Here is a 17,613-nt window from a genome sequence, read left to right as displayed (position 1 = left end):
GCTCCTGCAGGTTTTTGCAATCGAACCGCCGCGCAACACCCCCTACCAACGCACCCCGCCAACTCCTTCGAAAGTAGCATTCGGTCACCTCCCGCCCCGTGCATTAATGGCTTTACCGGAATTGCCCGGCACAAGAAGAGGATTGACCCATGTGGCATAAACCCGCGTTTACCGATCTGCGCATTGGCTTCGAAGTGACGATGTATTTCGCCAACCGTTGATTGTTCACCCGGCCAGCCGTCGTGTTGGCCGGGCCTGCCTTCTGGAGCATTGCTCATGCACATCCGTGTTCTTGGTTCGGCTGCTGGTGGCGGTTTTCCGCAGTGGAACTGCAACTGCCGGCAATGCGCCGGAGTGCGCAACGGCACCCTGCGGGCGCAGCGGCGAACGCAGTCCTCGATTGCCCTGAGCGACAACGGGGTGGACTGGGTGCTGTGCAATGCTTCACCGGATATCCGCGCGCAGCTGGAAAGCTTCGCGCCGCTGCAACCGGCTCGACAATTGCGCGACACGGCGATTACCGCCGTGGTGCTGATGGACAGCCAGATCGACCACTGCACCGGCCTGTTGAGCCTGCGCGAAGGCTGCCCGCATTCCGTGTATTGCACCGGCCGGGTCCACGAAGACCTCAGCAGCGGCTTCCCGCTGTTCGGCATGCTCAAGCACTGGAACGGCGGCCTGCAGTGGCGAACGCTCGGCCTGGACCGCGAACCCTTTCAGATCCCGGCCTGCAAACACCTGCGGCTGCGGGCGATCCCGCTGGTCAGTAACGCACCACCGTACTCGCCCAACCGCGGCAATCCGCAGCCCGGCGACACCATCGGCCTGTTTATCGAAGACCTGCAAAGCGGCGCGTCGCTGTTCTACGCTCCGGGGCTCGGGCAGGTCGACGCTGAGGTGCTGGGCTGGATGCAACGCGCCGATTGCCTGTTGCTCGATGGCACGTTGTGGCGCGACGACGAAATGCGCGTGTGTGAGGTCGGCCAGAGCCTGGGCAGCGACATGGGCCACCTGGCCCAGAGCGGGCCTGGCGGCATGCTGGAAGTGCTGGAAGGCTTTCCCCGCCAGCGCAAGGTGCTGATCCATATCAACAACACCAACCCGATCCTCGATGAGGACTCGGCGGAACGGGCGTTGCTGGAGCGGCGGGGGATTGAGGTGGCTTTTGATGGCATGGACATTGTGCTGTAGCCAATGGCCCCATCGCGGGCAAGCCAGATACCACACAGCTTCCAGGATGATCCCAATGACCGACACCCCGATGACCCCCACCGAATTCACCGCCGCCCTGCAAGCCAAAGGCGCCTATTACCACATCCACCACCCCTTCCACCAAGCCATGTATGCCGGTCGAGCTACCCGCGAACAGATCCAGGGCTGGGTCGCCAATCGGTTCTACTATCAGGTGAACATCCCCCTGAAAGACGCTGCGATCCTCGCCAACTGCCCCGATCGCGAAGTGCGGCGTGAATGGCTGCAACGCATCCTCGACCACGACGGCGTGCCTGGCAGCGAAGGCGGCATCGAAGCCTGGCTGCGTCTGGGTGAAGCCGTAGGGCTCGATCGCGAACAGATTCTCTCCCAGAAACTGGTGCTGCCCGGCGTACGTTTTGCCGTGGACGCCTACGTCAATTTTGCCCGGCGTGCCTGCTGGCAGGAAGCAGCCAGCAGCTCCCTGACCGAGCTGTTCGCGCCGCAGATCCACCAATCACGTATCGAGGCCTGGCCGAGCCATTACCCATGGATCGACAGCGCCGGCTACGACTACTTTCGCACCCGCCTGGGCCAGGCGCGTCGGGATGTCGAGCACGGCCTGCGCATTACCCTGGCGCACTACGTCACCCTGGAGGGCCAGCAACGCATGCTGGAAATCCTGCAATTCAAGCTTGATGTATTGTGGAGCATGCTCGACGCCATGAGCATGGCCTATGAACTGCAGCGCCCGCCTTACCATAGCGTGACCACGCAGAACGTCTGGCATCGGGGGATTGACCTGTGAACGGGAGCAAACCGCAACCCGGTCCACCGCTGTGGCTGCTGGCGGAGCTGACCTATCGTTGTCCGCTGCAGTGCCCCTATTGCTCCAATCCGCTGGATTTTGCCCAGCACGGGGCGGAGCTGAGCACCGAGGAATGGATTCGCGTATTTCGCGAAGCGCGGGAGATGGGCGCGGCGCAGCTCGGCTTTTCCGGAGGCGAGCCGCTGGTGAGGCAAGACCTGGCCGAGTTGATCAAGGCCGCGCGGGACATGGGTTATTACACCAACCTGATCACCTCGGGCATCGGCCTGACCGAGCAGAAGGTGCGCGACTTCAAGGTTGCCGGGCTGGACCACATCCAGATCAGTTTTCAAGCGGCCGACGAGGCGGTCAACAACATGCTCGCCGGCTCCCGCAAGGCCTTCGCGCAGAAGCTGGCCATGGCCCGGGCGGTGAAGGCCCAGGGTTATCCGATGGTGCTGAATTTTGTCACCCATCGGCACAACATCGACCAGATCGACCGCATCATCGAGCTGTGCCTGGAGCTGGAAGCGGATTTCGTCGAGTTGGCGACCTGCCAGTTCTACGGCTGGGCCGAGCTCAACCGGGTCGGCCTGTTGCCCACCCGTGAGCAGTTGCAGCGCGCCGAGCGCATTACCAATCAGTACCGCGAGCGTCTCGAGGCCGAAGGGCATCCCTGCAAGCTGATCTTCGTCACCCCGGATTACTATGAAGAACGCCCCAAGACCTGCATGAACGGCTGGGCCAACCTGTTTCTCGACATCACTCCGGACGGCACCGCACTGCCATGCCACAGCGCCAGGCAGCTCCCGGTAGCCTTCCCCAATGTGCGCGAGCACAGCATCGAGCACATCTGGACCGACTCGTTCGGCTTCAACCGTTTTCGTGGCGACGACTGGATGAAGGAGCCTTGCCGCTCCTGCGATGAAAAGCACAAGGACCTGGGGGGGTGTCGGTGCCAGGCGTTCATGCTGACCGGCGATGCCGAGAATGCCGACCCGGTGTGCAGCAAGTCGGCGCACCACGGCGTCATCCTCAAGGCCCGGGACGAGGCCGATGCGCCCGGGCTGGGCATGGAGCACCTGACGCTGCGCAACGAAAAAGCCTCGCGCCTGATCTACCGCGGATAACAACCATGCACACGCCCCCGTAGGAGCCGGCTTGCCGACGATGGCGTGCGCACAATCTACGCAAGGCTTCAGGGCCTCATCGCCGGCAAGCCGGCTCCCACGAGGAATCTGTTGTCATTTCAGCCTTTAGGTACCCATTGGTCTGATTGCATTCACCGCCGGATGGGGTAGTGTGGCTTTACCTTCCAAAACAATAAAAACACAGGCTTTCCAATGAGCCAAAGTCTCAGCCAGCTGCGTAAATTCGTTTCACCTGAAATCATCTTCGGTGCCGGTTGCCGGCATAACGTCGGCAACTATGCCAAGACTTTTGGTGCGCGCAAGGTCCTGGTGGTCAGTGACCCCGGGGTGATTGCCGCCGGGTGGGTGGCCGATGTCGAGGCCAGCCTGCAGGCCCAGGGCATCGACTACTTTCTCTACAGCGACGTGTCGCCCAATCCCCGGGTCGAAGAAGTCATGCTCGGTGCCGAGCTGTACCGGGAAAACCACTGCGATGTGATCGTCGCCGTGGGCGGCGGCAGCCCGATGGATTGCGGCAAGGGCATCGGCATCGTCGTCGCCCATGGCCGCAACATCCTCGAGTTCGAAGGGGTGGACACCATTCGCGTGCCGAGCCCACCGCTGATCCTGATCCCCACGACCGCCGGCACCTCGGCGGATGTTTCGCAATTCGTGATCATCTCCAACCAGCAGGAGCGCATGAAGTTCTCCATCGTCAGCAAGGCGGTGGTGCCGGACGTGTCGCTGATCGACCCGGAAACCACCTTGAGCATGGACCCGTTCCTGTCGGCCTGTACCGGAATCGATGCCTTGGTGCACGCGATTGAGGCTTTCGTGTCGACCGGTCACGGGCCCTTGACCGATCCCCATGCGCTGGAAGCCATGCGCCTGATCAACGGCAACCTGGTACAGATGATCGCCAACCCCACGGACATTGCCCTGCGCGAGAAAATCATGCTCGGCAGCATGCAGGCCGGGCTGGCGTTTTCCAACGCGATCCTCGGTGCGGTGCATGCGATGTCCCACAGCCTTGGCGGTTTCCTCGACTTGCCCCATGGCCTGTGCAATGCGGTACTGGTGGAACACGTGGTGGCGTTCAACTACAACTCGGCGCCGGAGCGTTTCAAGGTCATCGCCGAGACCTTTGGCATCGACTGCCGTGGCCTCAATCACCGGCAGATCTGCGGGCGCCTGGTGGAACATCTGATCGCGCTCAAACACGCGATCGGCTTCCATGAAACCCTCGGCCTGCACGGCGTGCGCACCGCGGACATTCCGTTTCTCTCGCAGCACGCCATGGACGACCCGTGCATCCTCACCAACCCTCGCGAGTCCAGTCAGCGTGATGTCGAGGTCGTCTATGGCGAAGCCCTCTGACGAGCAGCAACGGGCGCTCGCCGGGCTGCTGGGATTAGGCAGCCACTCGGCGCGCAAAAGCCACTACCCGGAGCTGGCCGCGCGCCTGGAAGAGCTGGAAGCCGAACGCAATCGCTACAAATGGCTCTTTGAAAATGCCGTGCAGGGGATCTTCCAGGCCAGCCTGCTCGAAGGCATGCGTGCGGCCAATCCGGCGCTGGCGCGGATGCTCGGCTACCAGGACCCGCAGGACGTGTTGTTTTCCCTGGCGGACCTGGCGAGCAACCTGTTCGTCGGCGGTGCGCAGGAGCTGGCCAATATCGGCGAGATCCTCAGGCACCAGGGCAGCTTGCACGGCTACGAAACCCAATTGCGGCGCAAGGACGGCAGCAGCCTCGATGTGTTGATGAACCTGTTGCTCAAGCCTGATCAGGAAGGCCTGGTGGAAGGTTTTGTGACCGACATCACCGAGCGCAAACTGGCCCAGGAGCGCCTGCAACAGCTCAACGACGAACTGGAGCAGCGGGTCAACGCGCGCACCGACGAACTGCTCGAGGCCCGGGACGCCGCCGAGGCCGCCAATCGCAGCAAGGACAAGTACCTCGCCGCCGCCAGCCATGACCTGCTGCAACCGCTCAACGCCGCGCGCCTGCTTATCTCGACCTTGCGCGAGCGCAAGTTGCCCGACATCGAGCAGGTCCTGGTGGAGCGTACCCATCAGGCACTGGAAGGCGCCGAAGACCTGCTCACGGACCTGCTGGACATTTCACGGCTCGACCAGGCCGCCGTCAAACCGGACATCGCGCTGTATCGCCTCGACGAGTTGCTTGGGCCCCTGGTATCCGAGTTCCAGTCCGTCGCCGAGGCCGACGGCCTGCACCTGCGCGTGCACATGGGCGACTACGCGATCAGCACCGACTTGCGCCTGATGACGCGCATCCTGCGCAATTTTCTCAGCAATGCCTGCCGCTATACCGACCAGGGCAGCATCCTGCTGGCGGCCCGACGCCGGGGCGAGATGCTGCGCCTGGAGGTGTGGGACACCGGGCGCGGGATTGACCCGGACCGCCTGGATTCGATTTTCCTCGAGTTCAACCAGCTGGATGTCGGCCGTGCTGCCGATCGCAAGGGCGTCGGGTTGGGGCTGGCGATTGTCGAGCGCATCGCCAAGATTCTCGAGTACCGCGTGCAGGTTCATTCGCTGCCGGGGCGTGGTTCCAGATTCAGCATCGAGGTGCCCATGTCCCGGGAAGTGCCGCTGCCGATCAGCCTCGCGGCGCCGCAGCCGGGCACCGGTAATCCGTTGCCGGGGCGTCGTTTGCTGGTGCTGGACAATGAAGTCAGCATCCTTGACAGCATGCGGGCGCTGCTTGGGCAGTGGGGCTGCGAGGTGGTGACGGCCACCGACCAGGCCTCGGCGTTGAGCGCACTGGCCGGGCGGGCGCCGGAGCTGATCCTGGCCGACTATCACCTGGACCACGGGGTGGTGGGCTGTGAAGTGGTCAGGCACTTGCGCGAGCATTTTGCCCAGGCAATTCCTGCTGTCATCATCACCGCCGATCGCACCGATCAATGCCGTCGCTCATTGCGGCGCCTGGATGCACCGCTGCTGAACAAACCGGTGAAGCCTGGCAAGTTGCGCGCGGTGCTCAGTCAGTTGCTGGGGTAGGGCAGCGCGCGATATTGCAGGCTGAAACCCAGCTCGGCAGACTGACCTTGTGCCAGCAGGCGCAAGCCCGGCCGCCCGGGCAGGTGATGGGCATTGACCGGATGGCTTACCGGTTCGATACAGAAGAATCCCAAGTCAACCGGGCAATACAGCAGGTAGTAATCGCTGCCGCTGGCCTCGCACTGCAGTTCGTAGCCCAGGTCCGGTTGCTGGATCAGGCAGTGGCCGTCCCATTGGCAGAAACCGTTGTCGACCAGGGTGTCCGGCAGCGCTTGCAGTTGCTGAAAATCCCATCGGTCGGGGATCGAATCAAGTCGGGTAGGCAGTCTGGACGCGTCGCACATCCAGACCTGTTGGGCAGTTGCCTGCAGACGGGTGCCGGCGGTGCGCGGCAGATAAGGATGCAGTCCCAGCCCATGCCACGCGGCATGCTCGGCCAGATGCGTAACCTGCACCTCGATACTCAAGCGGCCCTCGCTCAAGTGAAAGCGTTGCCGGGCGCGATAGGCGAAGGGGATGCTGCAGTCCAGTTGCAGCACCACTTCATCCTGCGTGTGGGAAACGACCTGCCACGGCTGTTGCCAGGCACTGCCGTGGATGGGTAGCGGGTCGGTGAGGCTGTTGGGCGCCAGGGCAAGCCAGCCATCGGGGCAGTCGAAACCGCCTTCGGCGATCCGGTTGGACCAGGGCACCAGCGGGAAGCAGCCGAGCTTGCCCGGCAGGCCTGTGTTCAATGCCTGCGCATCGTTGTACCGCAGCAATGGCTGGCCGGTACTGCGTACGGTCCAGTTGACGATGCTGCCGCCGAGTGCGGGGGCGAGGGTCAGGTGGGTGAGTTCGTCTTCGAGTTCGAGCAGTGTTGGCGCCATAGCCGTTAACCTATCTGAAAAACACCGAGATCCCCGTAGGCAGCTCCTGCAGGGGCTGCATTGGCCTTTTACAACACCAGATGCGGCAACCACAGCGACAGTGCAGGAACGTAAGTCACCGCGATCAGCACCAGGAACAGCACGGCATAAAAAGGCAGCAGTGCGATCACGGTTTTTTCGATAGTGACTTTACCCACGGCAGACCCCACAAACAGTACCGCGCCTACGGGCGGCGTGATCAATCCTATGCCCAGGTTCACCAGCATGATCATGCCGAAGTGCACCGGGTCGACGCCTATGCCAAGAATCACCGGCAGCAGGATGGGTGTCAGGATCAGGATCAAGGGCGCCATGTCCATCACCGCGCCGAGAATCAGCAGCATGACGTTGATGCACATCAGGATCACGTAGCGGTTGTCTGACAGGGTCAGGAACATGGTGGTGATCTTTGCCGGAATCTGCATCAGCGTCATGATATAGCCGAAGCTGGCGGCGAAACCGATCAGGATCATCACGATGGAAATGGTCCGGACCGTGCGGTGCATCAGTTTCGGCAGCTCACTCCATTTGTAGTCGCGATAGATGAACATGGTCACGAAAAACGCCCAGAGCACGGCGATGGCCGCAGACTCCGTGGCGGTGAAAATACCGGACAGAATGCCGCCGAGGATGATGACCATCGCCATCAAACCCCACATCGCTTCGCCGCATATTTTCAGCGCCTGCTTGAGGGGAATGACCTCGCCCTTGGGGTAGTTGCGTTTTTTCGCGAAGATCAGGCAGAGCACCATCAGGCAGGCGCTCATCAACAGCCCCGGTACGATACCCGCCATGAACAGCGAAGCAATCGACACCGTGCCGCCGGCAGCCAGTGAGTAAATCACCGAGTTGTGGCTGGGAGGCGTCAACAGGGCCTGGACCGACCCGCTGATGGTCACGGCCGTGGCGAATTCCCGTGGATAACCCTTGCGCTCCATTTCCGGAATCAGTACCGAGCCCACTGACGCGGTATCCGCCACCGAGGAGCCGGAAATCGCCCCGAAGAATGTCGAGGCCATGATGTTGACCAGCGACAGGCCGCCGCGCACGAAGCCCACCAGCACCCCGGCAAAGGCGACCAACCGGCGGGACATGCCACCCTCGGCCATGATCGCGCCCGCGAGCACGAAGAACGGAATCGCCAGCAGGGAGAATTTGTTCACACCACCGGCGACTTGAATCATCAGCGCCTGAAACGGAATGTCGATCCACCATGCGCCGATCAGCGCAGAGAGCCCCAAGGCATAGGCGACCGGCATGCCGATCATGATCAGAGCGAGAAAACTGCCCAGCAGAATCAGAGCGTCCATTTATACGGCACCTTCGCTTTCTTCAACCAGGTCGAAACGCACGACCCGACGGTTGCTCTGATCACCGAGCAGGAGTTTTTCCAGGACAAAAATCAGCGTGAGCAGACCGCCCACGGGGATCGGCATATAGGTAATGCCCACGCGCAGCGTCGGCAGCGCGCTCATGAACTGGTTCCAGGTGGACATGCACAGTTTGGTACCCCAGACAGTCATGAACAGGCAGACCGTGGCCATCAGCAGTTGCGAGAAGATCCCCACGACTCTGCGTACTTCGGGCGTCATCCGGTCGGTCACCATGGCCACCGCCATGTGCGCACCGGCGCGATAACTGGCCGCCGCGCCGATGAATGTGAAGACCATCATCAGCAAAATGGCGGTGGGCTCCGGCCAACTGGAGCCGGTGCCGAGGACATAACGAGCGAAAACGCCCCAGGGAATGATCAGGGCAATGGCCAGCACCGACAGTCCGGCGACCCAGATGCAGGTCATGTAAATCTTGTCATTGATGCGCAGCAGTAGATTCTTCATCGGGTTTCACCGTAACCGGGCGCGCGCTGGGCTACACAGACGTCAGCGGCGCCGGCCTTTCATGAGTGCCTGGGAGGGGTTATTGGACCGCTTCGATACGCTTGATCAGATCGGCATAAGGCGCGCCGTATTTTTCGCGGATCGACGCGGTGGCCTCGTAGAAAGGTTTTTTGTCGACGGTGATGAACTCGACGCCGGCCGCCTTGAGTTTTTCCTCACTGCTGGCGGACTTCGCGTCCCATAGGGTGCGCTCCTGGGCCTGCGCGGCCTTGGCGGTTTTCTTCACCAGGACTTGCTGGTCGGGGGTGAGCTTGTCCCAGGTGATTTTCGACATCACGATGGGTTCCGGCAGGATCAGGTGGCCGGTGAGGCTGTAGAACTTAGCATTCTGGTAGTGGTTGTGTTCGAGCAGGGTGGGCGGGTTGTTTTCCGCGCCGTCGATCACCCCGGTCTGCAGGGCGCTGAAGATCTCCCCGGTGTCCATCGCAATGCCGTTGCCGCCCATGGCGTTGATGGTTTCGATGAACATCGGGTTGCCTTGTACGCGGATCTTCATGCCCTTGAGGTCTTCAAGGCTGCGCACCGGTTTTTTGGTGTAGATGTTGCGCGTGCCGCCGTCCATCCAGGCCAGGGCGACCAGGCCGAATTCGGAATCGGTGATCTTGGCGAGGATTTCGTCGCCCACCTCACCGTCGATGACCTTGCGCATGTGCGCCTGGTCGCGGAACACGAACGGCATGTTGAACACGTTCACGTCCGGTACCACGGGACCGACGATGCCAAGGCTGACCCGGGCCATCTGGATGGCGCCTACCTGGGCCTGTTCGACCACTTCCTTTTCCGAGCCGAGTACGCCGCCGGCAAACATCTTGAAAGTCAGCTTGCCGTCACTGTCGGCCACCAGGGTTTTACCCAGCTGCTCTTCGGCCACGACGGTGGGGTAACCGGCCGGATGGATGTCGGCGAATTTGATTTCCAGTGCCTGGGCGGCACTGCTGAGGGTGAAGGCCAGGGGGAGTGCAGCGGCGAGCAAGGTGCGTTTGAAGTCCATGGGGCAATTCTCCAGTCTTGTTGTTTTTTTTATTCAAGGCACAGCAAATTCAGCAAGGGCGTTTACAGCGAGTGATTGAACAGCGGTTCCGGCAAACCCTGGACGCCAGGGTTGAGGGCGAACACGCCACCGGCCAGTGACTGTGGATCCTGGTCGTCACCGGGGCGGATCGACGTCACGAATAGCGTGTCGAGCCGACTGCCACCGAAGGCGCACATCGTCGGTTTTTTCACAGGTACCGCCAGCGATCGGTCGAGGCGGCCATCGGGGGTAAAGCGATGAATCAGCCCGGCGTCATTGGCGCAGATCCAGTAGCAACCCTCGGCGTCCACCGCGGCACCGTCGGGACGACCTTCGTACTGGTTCATGTCGACGAACAGTCGGCGGTTGGTTGGGGTACCCGTGTCGATGTCATAGTCGAAGGCCCAGATCTGCCGGACCAGTGGGTGTGAATCGGAGAGATACAGGGTGCGGCCATCCGGGCTGAAGCCCAGGCCATTGGGCACGATGAAACCTCCCAGCCTGGCTTCAAGTGGCCCCGCCTGCCCGGCGCTGTAGCGGTAAAGGCTGCCGTTGGCGGCATTGGCGCCCATGTTCAGCACCATGCTGCCCGCCCAGAAGCGGCCCTGACGATCACAGCGCCCGTCGTTGAGGCGCATGTCTGCTCGCGCGTGGTCGACATGCGCCAGCAGCTCACTGTCCAGGCTGCCATCGCTGTGCGGTTGCAGCCGGAAGAACCCGCTTTCCATCCCGGCGACCCAGCTGCCATCGCTTTGACGAGCGATGCAAGCCAGCATCTGCGGGGTTTTCCAGGCGTGTACGTGGCCAGTATCAGCGTTCCAGCGTTGCAGGCCGCCGTTGGGAATATCCACCCAGTACAGGGCATTTTCCACGGCGACCCATACCGGGCTTTCTCCAACCGCATTGCGGGCATCGACAATCAGTTCTGCGTGCATGGCCACTCATTCCCTTGGTTATTTTTGTGGGGACTGTTGCGCGGCTCAGTCGCCGAACGGGCCGGCGGCACAGAATGCCCCACCCTGGTAGACCCGCGCCGGATCATCGGCAGCAGGCATCGGTTGGGCCTCGACCTGGTCGCGGAACACTTCGGAGCTGTCTTGCGCCACATAACCAAGGCCCGCAGCCAAGCGGTTGTCCCACCAGACTTGCTTGTTGTCGGACATGCCGTACACCACGGTATGGCCCACGTTGGGTGCATGGAGTGCGCGTTCGAGCAGCTGGGTCAGGTCACCGAAGCTCAGCCAGGTGCTCATCATCCGGCGGTTTTGCGGGACCGGGAACGAAGAGCCGATCCGGATGCTGACGGTCTCGATGCCGTAGCGATCGAAGTAGAACGTCGCCATGTCCTCGCCATAGGATTTGGACAGGCCGTAGTAGCTGTCCGGACGGCGCGGGGAGTGGGCATCGAGGATCTCGCCCTGCTGGTAGAAGCCGATGACGTGGTTGGAACTGGCGAAAATCACGCGCTTGACGCCATGCTTGCGCGCCGCTTCGTAGATGTGAAACACGCCGCAGATATTGGCGCCGAGGATCTCTTCGAACGGACGCTCCACCGACACCCCGCCGAAGTGCAGGATGGCGTCCACGCCTTCGACGAGCTTATCCACGGCCTGCTTGTCCGCGAGGTCACAGATGACGACCTCCTCGCGATCATCCACCGCCGGGCTGATATCGGCGATATCCGAAAGACGAATGACATGGGCATAGGGTCGCATGCTTTCGCGCAGCACTTTGCCAAGGCCGCCCGCAGCGCCGGTGAGCAGCAGGCGATTGAATGGAGCTGTAGGGTGAGTAGTCATGAGAGTCCCTGGACAAGCAGTTATTATTTAATTTGTTGTAGGTTGTCGTACGACGCTGAGAAGTATCCGTAGAGTTTTCCGCTCATGTCAATGCGACTTAGGTTGAAAGTCGATGCAAGGTATTCAAACCACTTCGCTGCTGGGCGGATTACAACAACGAAAGCGGGTAGCTGATGAAAATCCGGTTTTCGTCAAATTCGTTGGTGCTGAAATCCTTGCGGATCGACGCATTGCGCCACTTCACGTTGAGATTTTTCAGCGCGCCGCTTTGCACGGTGTAGGCCAGTTCCGACTCGCGGCCCCATTCCTTGCCGTCGGTGATGGCACCGGTGTGCACGTTATCGCCGCTGATGTAGCGGTTCATCATGGTCAGGCCAGGAATGCCCAGGGCGACGAAGTTGTAGTCATGACGCAGCTGCCAGGATTTTTCCTTGGCGTTGTCATAGCTGGAGTTGTAGCTGTCGTTGGCCAGGGTGCCGCCGCTGGTGCCGTTGACACGCATCCAGGCGCTGTCGCCCGTCAGCTTTTGCAGGCCGACGTAAAAGGTGTTGCCGCCATATTTGGCCGAGAGCATTGCAAAGGTGGTCTTGTTTTCCATGTCGCCGGCCAGGGCGCTGCCATCTTCCTTGCCGTTGAAAAAGCCGAGGTTGGCACCCAGGGTCCAGTCGCCCAACGGCTGGCTGTGACTGAGGTTGAAGTACTGCTGCTGGTAGATGTCGCTGAGTTCCGAATACCAGACGCCGACCAGGGTGCGCTTGTCGTTGAAGGTGTATTCACCCCCTGCGAAGTTGAAGCGGTCCGAGGTGAACGCCGCGCGGCCATTCATGGACATGTCTTCCATGCTTGCATCGTTGCGCGGGCTGTTCTGGCGGAACTGGCCGCCGTAGAGCGTCAAACCGCTGATCTCGGTGGAGGTGACCTGGCCACCGCGGAAGGTCTGCGGCAGTGAGCGCCCATCGTCCGAGCGCAGCACGGGCAATACCGGCATCCATTCGCCGACCTTGAGTTCGGTCTTGGAAATCTTGCCCTTGACCGCTACGCCCATGCGCCCGAAATTGTCGGCAGGGCGCCCGTCATCGTGAATCGGCAGCAACTGTGTACCACCCGTGCCTTTGCCTCCGTCGAGCTTTTGCGAGTACATGCCGAGCACATCCACACCAAAGCCGACCGGGCCTTGGGTAAATCCGGACTTGGCGTCGAGGATGAAGCTCTGCGTCCACTCCTCAGCCTTGCCCTGGGGATAGGCCGGGTTGGTGTAGTTGCGGTTGAAGTACGCATTGCGCAGGTTCAGCGTCGCCTTGCTGTCATCGACAAACCCTTCTGCCTGGCTGGCGAGGGGCAGGGCCAGAACGATCCCGCCGAGGCTGAGCAGGCTGAGGGTATGACGGCGGGCAAAAGTCGGGCGAGGGGTGCAGGCGAAGGAATGGCGGACGAGTTGACTCACAGTGACGCTCCCTTTGTATTTTTGTTTTTATGGTTGTTATACGTCGTCGTACAACATAGGGGTGATTATTTGCGAGGTGTCAGCGGGTTGTCAATCGGAAGTTATACGATGACTTCATGCTTGAGGGCGCCGTGACCTCTGAGGGCCGGGAGGGCGATAGACCAACAGGATATGGGTGTTGGCTAACAAGGTTTTACGGCAAACTGGCACGACCTCCGACACAAGGCCACTGAATGGATCATTACGCCCCGCGCAACTGGCAGCCCCACGAGCGGCCCAGCTTGCCCGGTTCGCCTTCCACGCCGCTGCACTCCACGCCCAAACGCCTGGCCTATGCGCTGGTCGGATTGCTGGTGGCGTTGACCGGGGGGTTGGGAAACTCCCTGGTGATTGCCAACCTGCCTTATCTGCAGGGCGCGCTGGGTGCGACCACCGCCGAGATGGCCTGGCTGCCCGCCGCGTACGTGATGACCAATGTGTCGATGAACCTGCTGCTGGTGAAGTTTCGCCAGCAGTTCGGCTTGCGCGCGTTCACCGAAGTGTTCCTGGTGCTCTACGCGTTGGTGACCTTCGGCCACTTGTTCGTCAACGACCTGAACTCGGCGATTGCAGTACGGGCGGCGCACGGCATGGTCGGGGCGGCGTTGAGTTCGTTGGGGCTGTACTACATGATCCAGGCGTTCCCCGCGAAGTGGCGCATGAAGGCGCTGGTGCTCGGGCTTGGGACTTCGCAGCTGGCTCTGCCCCTGGCCCGGCTGTTTTCCGAAGACTTGCTGCAGATCGCCGAATGGCGCGGCCTGTACCTGTTCGAACTGGGCATGGCGCTGTTGTCCCTGGGGTGCGTGTTCCTGCTCAAACTGCCCCCCGGGGACCGTTTCAAGACTTTCGAAAAACTCGACTTCCTGACGTTCGCCATTCTGGCCAGCGGCGTCGCACTGCTCTGCGCGGTGCTCTCGCTGGGGCGTATCGACTGGTGGCTGGAAGCACCCTGGATTGGCGTAGCGTCGGCGGGTTCCATCGCGCTGATCATGACCGGCCTTGCCATCGAGCATAACCGCAGCAACCCGATGCTGATGACTCGCTGGCTGGGCAGCGGGGTGATGATTCGCCTGGCCCTGGCGGTGGTGCTGATTCGCATGGTGGCCTCGGAGCAGTCCACCGGCGCCGTCGGCTTCATGCAAGCCCTGAACATGAGCACCCAGCAGCTGCACAGCCTGTATGTGGTGATGATGATCGGCAGCATTGCCGGGCTGGTCACCAGCGCGCTGACCATCAACCCCAAGCACCTGTTCAGCCCGTTGATCGTGTCGCTGGCATTGATGGCTGTCGGTTCGGTGATCGACAGCCATTCGAATAACCTGACCCGTCCGGAAAACCTGTATTTCAGCCAGTTCCTGCTGGCATTCGGCAGTACGTTTTTTCTCGGGCCGACCATGGTGCTGGGCACGCGCAATGTATTGACCAACCCGCGCAACCTGGTGAGCTTCTCGGTGCTGTTTGGTATCTGCCAGAACCTCGGCGGCTTGATCGGTGCAGCGTTGCTGGGCACTTTTCAGATTGTTCGCGAGAAATTTCACTCCAGTAACATTGTCGAACACCTGGTGTTGACCGATCCGCTGGTGGCTGCCCGGGTCCAGAGCGGTAGCAATGCCCTGGGTTCGGTGATCGCCGATCCAGCCTTGCGCAATCTGCAGGGCATACGCAGCCTGGCGACGGCCGCTACGCGCGAGGCCAATGTGCTGGCCTATAACGACGTGTTCATGCTCATCGCAGTGATCGCCGTGCTGACGATGATCTGGATCTCCATTCGCGCCCTGTGGCTGATGAGCACTACAAAGAACGTCACTCCAACGCCTTCCGACTCCACCAGCGGTGCCACACCTTCATGACCGAACCGACCACGACGACCACCAACGCCATTGCCGCCACCCCCGAGGGCGTTGCGCCACCGTCCACGCCCGCCACCGAGCCGCGCTCGCTACGGGTTCGAGTGCTTTCATCGATGGGCTTTGCGGCGATCGCCCTGGTGGGTGTGCTGATCGTGTTGTACGCCTGGCAGTTGCCACCGTTCAGCAGCGCGATCGAGACCACGGAAAATGCATTGGTGCGCGGCCAGGTGACCATCATCGGTCCGCAGCTCAGCGGCTACGTTTATGAAGTGCCGGTGTCGGACTTCCAGTTCGTCAAGACCGGCGACTTGCTGGTGCGCCTGGATGACCGGATCTACCAGCAGCGCCTGGACCAAGCCCTGGCACAATTGGCGGTGCAAAAAGCCGGCTTGGCCAACGTGGTGCAGCAACGCAACAGCGCCGAGGCCACCATCAAGCTGCGCCAGGCAGCAGTCGCCGACAGCCAGGCGCAGGCGCGCAAAAGTGCCGCCGACCTGCGCCGTAATAACGAGTTGGTTCGCGATGGTTCGGTGTCCAGGCGCGAGCTGGATGTGAGCCTGGCGGCGAACGCGCAGTCGATTGCCGCGGTCGCCCAGGCCCAGGCCAATCTGGAGATCGCCCGCCAGGATCTGCAGTCAGTGATCGTCAATCGAGGCTCACTGGAAGCGGCAGTGGCGAGCGCGGATGCCGCGGTGCAACTGGCGCGCATCGACCTTTCCAATACCCGAATCGTTGCGCCCCGGGACGGCCAGCTGGGGCAGATCGGTGTACGTCTGGGGGCCTATGTCAACTCCGGCGCGCAGCTGATGGCCCTGGTACCGCATCAGCTGTGGGTGATTGCCAACATGAAGGAAACCCAGATGAACAACGTGCGGGTCGGCCAGCCGGTGACGTTCACGGTGGATGCACTGGACCACCGCAAGTTCAAGGGCCGGGTGCAGCGGATCTCACCCGGTACCGGTTCTGAATTTGCGCTGCTGCAAGCCGACAACGCCACCGGCAACTTCGTCAAGATCGCCCAGCGGGTGCCGGTGCGGATTACCGTGGACGAAGATCAGGCCGAGAGCGAGCGGCTGCGGCCGGGGATGTCGGTAGTGGTGAGCATTGATACGGCGGCTTCAGGCGACCCCGCAGCCCCATAACATCGCAGTGGCGAGCAAGCTTTGCTCCCACAGATATCTCGTTCAGGCGGCCACCAGCGGTGGCATGGTGCCCAGCAACGACACTGCCGCCACCGCGCCAATCCCTAATAGCCACTCCATGATCACGCTGGTTTTCAGCGCCCCCATGCGCTGGTCGCAATCATTGACCCGCAGCCGATTGAACAACGCCAGGCCCAGCATCGCCGCCACCAACCCGACCTTGATCAACAGAATCAAGGCAAATCCCGACCACAATGGCGTCGGCCACAGCTGGCCCGTCAGTACTCGCACGTTGATCAGCCCCGTCAACACCAGTCCCGCCACCAGCGCGTAACCCACACCACTGAACCGCTGGAGAATGACGCCGATCGGGTGGACTGATGCCTGGCGCAAGATCATCACCAGCAGCATCAAGCCGCCCAGCCAGATGCCAACGCACATCAGGTGCACGATCTGATTGAGGATCAGCAGTTGGCCGTTCAAGCCATCGAGCATCGCGCCATGGCCCACGGGTGCAAGCGTCGCCAGCAATAAGCCACCCAATACCAGGCGCGGCAGCAGGGAGGCCTGCCAGCGTGTGAACAGCAACGCCAGCACCAGCCCGTTGAGTAACAGATGCCAGCGCCATACCTGGCCGAAAAACGTGTTGCCCATGACCAGTTGCAGGGTCGGCAGTTCAAGGGCGGCCGCCCAGTCCCCGGCCATGCTGGCAGTGATCAACAACAACCAGCAGACGCCGCTCACTAACGCCACCGCCGCCAGCCATCGGCTCACCCGCGCCAGCGGCTGATCCAGCGTGGTAATGCCACGCCCCAACAGCAGGGGCCTGAACACCCAGGCCCCGACCAGCATCAGCACCACGGTGAAATGCAGAAAGCGGCACAGCACCATCGCGCTCGTCATGAATTACTGACCGACCTTGAAGCTGTAGGCGCCTTCACTTTTATGAGTATCGACCGACACCGCGTGCCATTCGACCTTGTACGCACCTGCAGTCAAAGGCGCTTGCGGCGTCACCACCAGGGTTTTCTTGTCACTGCCTTCGGTGGCCAGGCTTTTTACCGGTACGTTGCTGCCGTCCTTGCTCAGCGTCACCTTGGTAAAGGTCGCTTCCACCCCTTCGGAAAATACCAGGCGCAGCTCTGCCGGTGCGCTGACCGTGCTGTCGGCGGCCGGGCTCTGGCTTTTCAGGTGGGCATGAGCGAACACCGACGAGGCGGCGAACAGCGAGCCGAGGAGGGTGACGGTGGTCAGGGTTTTCTTGAGCGTCATCATGGAATACCTCTGGGCAGGTTGGAAGAGAGGTGCAGTTTACCTTCCAGGGCGCGCCGGGACGAAGTTTCGTTTTGCCCTGTCGCCGCGAAGTA

17 protein-coding genes are annotated in these 17,613 nt (G+C 61.6%); 8 read left to right on the top strand and 9 right to left on the bottom strand.

Annotated features, from left to right (window positions below; all coding sequences use genetic code 11):
- Positions 1-149: 149 nt before the first annotated feature.
- From pqqA to AAEZ05_RS04530, 6 genes are all read left to right on the top strand, one after another.
- The gene (gene pqqA, locus AAEZ05_RS04555; protein WP_081499480.1) at positions 150-221 is read left to right on the top strand and encodes a pyrroloquinoline quinone precursor peptide PqqA; all 72 of its coding nucleotides are present in this window, start codon (positions 150-152) and stop codon (positions 219-221) included.
- 55 nt (positions 222-276) lie between these two features.
- Positions 277-1,191 carry a pyrroloquinoline quinone biosynthesis protein PqqB gene (pqqB, locus tag AAEZ05_RS04550; RefSeq protein WP_045060450.1) on the top strand — a complete coding sequence of 305 codons (915 nt, stop codon included), beginning with the start codon at positions 277-279 and terminating at the stop codon, positions 1,189-1,191.
- Positions 1,192-1,246: 55 nt separating this feature from the next.
- Positions 1,247-1,999: a pyrroloquinoline-quinone synthase PqqC gene (pqqC, locus tag AAEZ05_RS04545; RefSeq protein WP_350646703.1), complete on the top strand. Its 753-nt coding sequence runs from the start codon at positions 1,247-1,249 to the stop codon at positions 1,997-1,999.
- A complete protein-coding gene (gene pqqE, locus AAEZ05_RS04540; RefSeq protein ID WP_350646702.1) occupies positions 1,996-3,129 on the top strand; it encodes a pyrroloquinoline quinone biosynthesis protein PqqE in 1,134 nt (377 codons plus the stop codon). Before pqqC ends, pqqE begins: the two co-directional genes overlap by 4 nt.
- A gap of 213 nt (positions 3,130-3,342) precedes the next feature.
- On the top strand, positions 3,343-4,506 hold the full coding sequence (gene ercA / locus AAEZ05_RS04535) for an alcohol dehydrogenase-like regulatory protein ErcA (RefSeq protein WP_045060453.1): 1,164 nt from the start codon (positions 3,343-3,345) through the stop codon (positions 4,504-4,506).
- Positions 4,490-6,154 carry a PAS domain-containing hybrid sensor histidine kinase/response regulator gene (locus AAEZ05_RS04530; RefSeq protein WP_045060454.1) on the top strand — a complete coding sequence of 555 codons (1,665 nt, stop codon included), beginning with the start codon at positions 4,490-4,492 and terminating at the stop codon, positions 6,152-6,154. Before ercA ends, AAEZ05_RS04530 begins: the two co-directional genes overlap by 17 nt.
- On the opposite strand, the gene AAEZ05_RS04525 is transcribed toward AAEZ05_RS04530, so the two are convergent.
- From AAEZ05_RS04525 to AAEZ05_RS04495, 7 genes are all read right to left on the bottom strand, one after another.
- The gene (locus AAEZ05_RS04525; protein ID WP_045060455.1) at positions 6,139-7,023 is read right to left on the bottom strand and encodes an aldose 1-epimerase; all 885 of its coding nucleotides are present in this window, start codon (positions 7,021-7,023) and stop codon (positions 6,139-6,141) included. The genes AAEZ05_RS04530 and AAEZ05_RS04525 overlap by 16 nt on opposite strands.
- Before the next feature lie 68 nt (positions 7,024-7,091).
- A complete protein-coding gene (locus AAEZ05_RS04520; RefSeq protein WP_045060456.1) occupies positions 7,092-8,372 on the bottom strand; it encodes a TRAP transporter large permease in 1,281 nt (426 codons plus the stop codon).
- A complete protein-coding gene (locus AAEZ05_RS04515; protein ID WP_045060457.1) occupies positions 8,373-8,900 on the bottom strand; it encodes a TRAP transporter small permease in 528 nt (175 codons plus the stop codon). It abuts the gene before it with no gap.
- 79 nt (positions 8,901-8,979) lie between these two features.
- The gene (locus AAEZ05_RS04510; protein WP_045060458.1) at positions 8,980-9,951 is read right to left on the bottom strand and encodes a TRAP transporter substrate-binding protein; all 972 of its coding nucleotides are present in this window, start codon (positions 9,949-9,951) and stop codon (positions 8,980-8,982) included.
- Between the two features lie 62 nt (positions 9,952-10,013).
- Positions 10,014-10,907: an SMP-30/gluconolactonase/LRE family protein gene (locus AAEZ05_RS04505; RefSeq protein WP_045060459.1), complete on the bottom strand. Its 894-nt coding sequence runs from the start codon at positions 10,905-10,907 to the stop codon at positions 10,014-10,016.
- A 45-nt stretch (positions 10,908-10,952) separates the two neighbouring features.
- Positions 10,953-11,771, bottom strand: a complete 819-nt coding sequence (locus AAEZ05_RS04500) for an NAD-dependent epimerase/dehydratase family protein (protein WP_350597419.1) — start codon at positions 11,769-11,771, stop codon at positions 10,953-10,955.
- Between the two features lie 148 nt (positions 11,772-11,919).
- A complete protein-coding gene (locus AAEZ05_RS04495; protein WP_045060461.1) occupies positions 11,920-13,215 on the bottom strand; it encodes an OprD family porin in 1,296 nt (431 codons plus the stop codon).
- A 233-nt stretch (positions 13,216-13,448) separates the two neighbouring features.
- On the opposite strand from AAEZ05_RS04495, the gene AAEZ05_RS04490 reads away from it, so the two are divergent.
- Together AAEZ05_RS04490 and AAEZ05_RS04485 are read left to right on the top strand one after the other, a co-directional pair.
- Positions 13,449-15,104 carry an MFS transporter gene (locus AAEZ05_RS04490; RefSeq protein ID WP_045060462.1) on the top strand — a complete coding sequence of 552 codons (1,656 nt, stop codon included), beginning with the start codon at positions 13,449-13,451 and terminating at the stop codon, positions 15,102-15,104.
- Positions 15,101-16,246 (top strand): HlyD family secretion protein, encoded by a 1,146-nt coding sequence (locus AAEZ05_RS04485; RefSeq protein WP_045060463.1) that lies wholly within the window; start codon positions 15,101-15,103, stop codon positions 16,244-16,246. The genes AAEZ05_RS04490 and AAEZ05_RS04485 overlap by 4 nt, the downstream gene beginning before the upstream one ends.
- A 42-nt stretch (positions 16,247-16,288) precedes the next feature.
- On the opposite strand, the gene copD is transcribed toward AAEZ05_RS04485, so the two are convergent.
- The gene (gene copD / locus AAEZ05_RS04480) at positions 16,289-17,149 is read right to left on the bottom strand and encodes a copper homeostasis membrane protein CopD (RefSeq protein WP_350646701.1); all 861 of its coding nucleotides are present in this window, start codon (positions 17,147-17,149) and stop codon (positions 16,289-16,291) included.
- A gap of 3 nt (positions 17,150-17,152) precedes the next feature.
- Complete coding sequence (gene copC / locus AAEZ05_RS04475; protein ID WP_045060466.1) at positions 17,153-17,518, bottom strand: copper homeostasis periplasmic binding protein CopC; 366 nt, start codon at positions 17,516-17,518, stop codon at positions 17,153-17,155.
- Between the last annotated feature and the right edge of the window lie 95 nt (positions 17,519-17,613).

Source organism: Pseudomonas sp. HY13-MNA-CIBAN-0226, assembly GCF_040310305.1.
GTDB classification, from domain to species: domain Bacteria; phylum Pseudomonadota; class Gammaproteobacteria; order Pseudomonadales; family Pseudomonadaceae; genus Aquipseudomonas; species Aquipseudomonas gregormendelii.
Note: the sequence above shows the minus strand (reverse complement) of the source record. Positions and strands in the feature narration are given on the sequence as shown.